This window comes from Trichococcus palustris (genome assembly GCF_900114465.1).
Classification (GTDB): Bacteria; Bacillota; Bacilli; order Lactobacillales; family Aerococcaceae; genus Trichococcus; species Trichococcus palustris.
Genome location: NZ_FOTD01000044.1, coordinates 1 through 5,370, shown reverse-complemented (window position 1 = coordinate 5,370; position 5,370 = coordinate 1). Strand labels below are relative to the sequence as shown.

The 5,370-nt window shown below is 44.4% G+C and carries 5 protein-coding genes and 4 tRNA genes; 2 read left to right on the top strand and 7 right to left on the bottom strand.

Annotated features, from left to right (window positions below):
• Together BM101_RS14285 and BM101_RS13680 are read left to right on the top strand one after the other, a co-directional pair.
• Positions 1 to 196, top strand: a 196-nt coding sequence (locus BM101_RS14285) for a hypothetical protein (protein WP_218149947.1), incomplete at its 5' end; no start/stop codon positions are given.
• 9 nt (positions 197 to 205) lie between these two features.
• Positions 206 to 1,108 (top strand): helix-turn-helix domain-containing protein, encoded by a 903-nt coding sequence (locus BM101_RS13680; protein ID WP_087033299.1) that lies wholly within the window; start codon positions 206 to 208, stop codon positions 1,106 to 1,108.
• Between the two features lie 61 nt (positions 1,109 to 1,169).
• Here BM101_RS13680 and BM101_RS13675 read toward each other — a convergent pair whose 3' ends face one another.
• The 7 genes from BM101_RS13675 to BM101_RS13645 form a co-directional block, all read right to left on the bottom strand.
• Complete coding sequence (locus BM101_RS13675) at positions 1,170 to 1,505, bottom strand: hypothetical protein (RefSeq protein WP_087033298.1); 336 nt, start codon at positions 1,503 to 1,505, stop codon at positions 1,170 to 1,172.
• Between the two features lie 194 nt (positions 1,506 to 1,699).
• Positions 1,700 to 4,186, bottom strand: coding sequence for an ATP-dependent Clp protease ATP-binding subunit (locus tag BM101_RS13670; protein WP_087033297.1), 2,487 nt, complete (start codon positions 4,184 to 4,186; stop codon positions 1,700 to 1,702).
• Between the two features lie 26 nt (positions 4,187 to 4,212).
• A complete protein-coding gene (locus BM101_RS13665) occupies positions 4,213 to 4,674 on the bottom strand; it encodes a CtsR family transcriptional regulator (RefSeq protein WP_087033296.1) in 462 nt (153 codons plus the stop codon).
• A gap of 279 nt (positions 4,675 to 4,953) precedes the next feature.
• Positions 4,954 to 5,027: transfer RNA gene (locus tag BM101_RS13660), tRNA-Pro, on the bottom strand.
• Positions 5,028 to 5,045: 18 nt separating this feature from the next.
• Positions 5,046 to 5,119 (bottom strand) — tRNA-Arg (locus BM101_RS13655).
• Positions 5,120 to 5,126: 7 nt separating this feature from the next.
• A tRNA-Leu gene (locus BM101_RS13650) sits at positions 5,127 to 5,212 on the bottom strand.
• 33 nt (positions 5,213 to 5,245) lie between these two features.
• Positions 5,246 to 5,317, bottom strand: a tRNA-Gly gene (locus BM101_RS13645).
• Positions 5,318 to 5,370: the final 53 nt, after the last annotated feature.

Here is a 5,370-nt window from a genome sequence, read left to right as displayed (position 1 = left end):
GTGTACAACAAATTTAAAACGAAAAAAAGCAGCTGGAAACCGCTATTTAACGGTATTTCTAGCTGCTTTTCCCTTTTTAAACTGTCAAAGTCGGGATCATAGCATAATCAGGAAATATTTTCGCAAACAAGTCTCAAAAATGTTAGAATGGATGAAAGGCCTTACACGCCCAAGAGCCCTAAAAGTCCGTTTATGAGGTGACGATTTGAATCAAGCAGAATTACTGAAACTATTTCCTGAAGCGCAAATAAATGCGCTGTCCAGTCTAGGGGCAGCTTATTTTTCGTTGCCCTATCAGAACAAATGGGTCCATATACCCCAACATACTATCAGTCCCCGCGAAAAAACATTACTGGAACAAGTACTGTTGCCTTTCAGCCAGCGAGCACAGGCCCCCGTAACGAATGCATGGGCACATTTTTTGCTGGAAGATGCCACAAGCATACCTGCCGGAATCGACCATGCGCAATTATTACAGTTCCAGATAAAATTTACGACAACGGACACGACCGCCTTCGAGCAATCGCTTTGGCTGGAAGCTTTCCGCAATACCTTGCCGCTCATCCGCGACGGCTTCTTTTTGAACGAAGAATACGGTGTTTTTATTTTGGATAATCCAGCACACTTTTCATTCGACGAAGAACTCACAGGCATACTGAATACCCTGGATGATGATTTCAGCATCCGGACAAGCATCTATTTGGGCCAAAACTGGCCGGTGGACAGTCGCTTGCCCACCTTATTCAAAGAGGAACGGCGTATCTTTCAGGATAGTCACATCTCATCCAGAGGAAAAAATGTGCGGAATTTGGCTGAGACAGCTTTATCATACTATACGGCTGCAGCCACCTCCGACAGCCCCATTCTGCAATCACTGAAAGCCAGCATCCATTCGTTGGAAGGTTCCCATGACCTTATCCGCGCGATGTGGCACAACCAAGGAAATGTCTCCAAGGCGGCGACGGCCCTTTATCTGCACCGCAACACCCTGCAATATCGCATCGACCGCTTCTTTGAAGCGACCGGGCTCGCTTTGAAAAATATGGATGACTTGTTGTTGTGCTATCTCGTCATAGTAGCAAAGATAAACGGCACCAACATAAGCTGAAAAAAACATGTAGGATCAGCCATTTTATGGCTGGTCCTGCATGTTTTACATTTCCCTATTTTTATCTGTGAAACCTATCTTCCACAGATTCTTTATATCCGCTTGCTTTATCCTTTAAGTCGGATAATAGATCCAATGTCGAATCCTTCCAATCCCCTGTCTTGTCAACAACACGTAAAAATGCGTCGACTTCATCGTCGGTTAAATCTTCGATTGCCTTCAATATTTTTTGACTGCCCTTCAGATGATCCCTCACAAAACCTTTCATCCGTTGACGATTCAAGTAAGAACCGATTTTGTCTACCGCGTCTTCCTCAAACGCCATCGCTGCAGCAATCGCCACAATCGCCGCCGTCGCACCTAATCCGACCAACAAAGCTTTCTTAGAATTTTTCATTTTTTTTCCTCCTCTTACTTCCATACCTTTATTTTAGCACAAAGGAAAGCGTTTACCGAATGATAACACCGCCCTTGAAAGGAAGATTGCCTACAAAAAAACCGTAACCATCCCCACTTCCATGGGAACATTACGGTTTTGGTTCGCTATTCACTTATAGGAATCGGAATGCATCTTTTTCTTTTTCAGACTGATCATGAATTAACAGGCAATTTTTCTTTCTTGTTCGTGTGTTTGACTTCTTTGACGACTATCCGGATCTTACCTTTTTGGGCGCCGATCGTTACCTCATCGCCAAATTTGATAAATCCGCTTAACATCTCTTCACTCAGTTTGTCTTCGATTTCTTTCTGAATGGCACGTCTGATTGGTCGTGCACCGTATTCCGGATCGAATCCGGCTTTGGCGATCACCTCGATGGCGGCCGGCGTGATGCGAACGTGGATGTCCAAATCTTTCAGGCGTTTTACGATATCATTCGCCATCAATTTAACGATTTCGTGCAGTTCATCTTTCACCAATGAATGGAAGACGATTGTTTCATCGATTCGGTTCAGGAATTCTGGACGGAAACTGTTTTTTAGTTCTTCCCTGATGCGTTTCTCCATTGCGACATGGTCGTGACGGGTATCTTTAGCTGCAAATCCGACATTTTTTTCGTCACGCAGAGCGGTTGCACCTAAGTTGGATGTCATGATCAGGATGGTATTGCGGAAATCGACCTTGCGGCCTTTTGCATCAGTCAAGTGGCCATCATCCAATACCTGCAGCAAGATGTTGAATACATCCGGATGGGCTTTCTCAACTTCATCCAACAGGATAACCGAGTAAGGTTTTTGTCTGATTTTTTCGGTCAGTTGCCCGCCTTCATCGTATCCGACATATCCCGGAGGCGATCCGATCAAACGGCTGGTACTGTATTTTTCCATATATTCGGACATATCCAAACGGACCAAAGCATCTTCGGTCCCGAACATAGCTTCCGCCAAAGTTTTGGCAAGCTCGGTCTTACCGACACCGGTAGGCCCTAAGAACAGGAAGGATCCGATTGGACGATTTGGATCTTTCAGACCAGAACGTGCACGTCTGATGGCGCGCGCTACCGCACTGACCGCTTCCGATTGTCCAATGACCCGTTCATGCAATACTTTTTCCAGTTTCATCAGACGGTCGCTTTCCTTCTGCTCCATTTGGTACACAGGGATTCCTGTCCAAAGGGCAACAACTTCCGCGACATCCTTCTCCGTTACTTTTAAGTCATAATGTGTGATTTCTTTTGCTTCCAGATCCAGCAATTTTTGGAATTTTTGTTGTTTTGCCGTTTCCCGTTTACGGATTCTGGCAGCTTTGTCGAAATCTTGGTTTAAGATGGCTTCTTCCTTTTCTTTTTCCAACTTTTCGAGCTCAAGCTCCAATTTTCCGATAGGTGTATCCCCATGCGAAACATCGAGACGTACTTTTGCAGCGGACTCATCGATCAGATCGATGGCTTTATCCGGCAATCTTCTGGACGTGATATAGCGAACAGAAAGTTGCACTGAAGCTTTCAATGCCTCATCGGTAATCTCCACGCCGTGATGTTCTTCGTAACGAGAGCGCAACCCTCTCATGATCTCCACCGATTCTTCAGGGGTAGGTTCATCAATATGGATCGGCGCAAAACGTCTTTCCAAGGCTGCATCTTTTTCAATATACTTTTGATACTCATCAAGGGTTGTTGCCCCGATTGTCTGTAATTCGCCTCTGGCTAAAGCAGGTTTCAGGATATTGGAAGCGTCAATCGCCCCTTCTGCCCCACCCGCACCGATCAATGTATGCAACTCATCGATGAAGAGAATCACGTTGCCGTCATTGTAGATTTCATCAATGATTTTTTTCATTCTTTCTTCGAACTCACCGCGATATTTGGTACCTGCCACCAAAGAACCCATGTCCAACATCATCAAGCGTTTATTCGCCAGTGTATCCGGAACATCGCCCGCCACTATTTTTTGGGCTAGGCCTTCCACGATAGCAGTCTTACCGACGCCCGGTTCGCCGACAAGGACGGGGTTGTTTTTGCTGCGACGAGAAAGGATTTGCATGATTCTGCGTACCTCTTTATCGCGCCCTACAACCGGATCCATTTTATTTTCTTTTGCCAATTCGGTCAAATCACGCGCCAGTGAATCCAGGGTAGGCGTTCCCGCTTCCACTTTATCCGTCTTTTTGCCGGAACGCATTTCTGGTTTGGTCGGTTGTTTGATCCCTAATTTTTCATACAGTGATTTCCGCAATAGATTAGGATCGATTTGAAGATTTTTTATGATTTTCACTGCTAAAATCTCTTCTTTTAACAGCCCCAATAACAGATGCTCTGTGCCCACAAGCGGGACACCCAGTTTGTGGGCTTCATTTGTCGCATACATGATGACTTTCTTGGCTCGAGGAGAAAATGGCAAAGGCGCCTGGAAATCTGCAGAATCCATTTGTCCATAACCTGTCAAATGTTCAATTTCTTCACGGACTCCTTCTTCATCAATATCGTATCCGCGTAATACTTTACCTGCAATCCCTTCTTGTTCCCTTACAAGACCCAGAAGCATATGTTCCGTACCTATAGACTGATGCTTAAATTTATGTGCCTCTTCTGTTGCCAACAACAACACTTGACTGGCTTTCTCTGTAAATAATTCATCCATTTGTAACGCCTCCTCTTCGGGCCTATCTATTCAAAGCGCAAACTGTTCAGTAATGTCTTCAACAGTAAGGCTCGCATATCTTTTTCATTCTCGCCTGCATAGCGTAAAACTGATTTATTCAACACAGCTAACATCAGGTTTCCTTCGCGTTTGGTAATGATCTTCCGATTATATAAGTTTTGGATTATCGCATAAGCATCTTTTTGAGTAATGCTGTCGCCTACAATAGAGATTAGCTTATCGAGCAATTCGGCCTGATCCAGAAGTTTCACTTTCATAATACGTATATAACCGCCGCCGCCACGTTTGCTTTCGACTAGATAGCCTTGCTGTTGCGTAAACCGGGTATTGATCACGTAATTGATTTGTGAGGGTACGCAATTGAACCGATCCGCCATTTCATTTCTGCGAATTTCAACCTGTTCTTCTGCATTCAATATCTTTTTGATATACGCCTCGATAATATCGGACATATTTTGATTCTGCATGGAACGAACGCCTCCCTTCATCTGACTAATTTTGACTATTATATGTTAATATTATGCTATTCGCACATAACTGTCAAATAGAAAGGGGTTGTTTCCATCAGTATCGGCAATGTTTTTTCGAATTCAGAAATCACTTGTTCTCACTATATTTTAACAAAATTCAGATTTAAATGATATCGATTATACAATGAAATATCCAAAACAGCAAAACATATAACTCCGGCTCGCCTTTTATTTCCAGGTACAAAAAAAGCCTCCCATAACATGAGAGACTGACTATCGGGAAGACAGGATTCGAACCTGCGACCCCTTGGTCCCAAACCAAGTGCTCTACCAAGCTGAGCTACTTCCCGTTTGAAAATATTAAAAAATGCACCCAGCAGGAGTCGAACCTGCAACCGCTTGATTCGTAGTCAAGTACTCTATCCAATTGAGCTATGAGTGCAAAAAAGTGCCGAGAATCGGAATCGAACCGATACGGTGATCACTCACCGCAGGATTTTAAGTCCTGTGCGTCTGCCAGTTCCGCCACCCCGGCTGATTAATATTCATTCATATAAAATAGATAAAAAGCGGAAGACGGGGTTCGAACCCGCGACCCCCACCTTGGCAAGGTGATGTTCTACCACTGAACTACTTCCGCATTTTAAGATGCCGGCTAAAGGATTCGAACCCTCGACCCTCTGATTACAAATC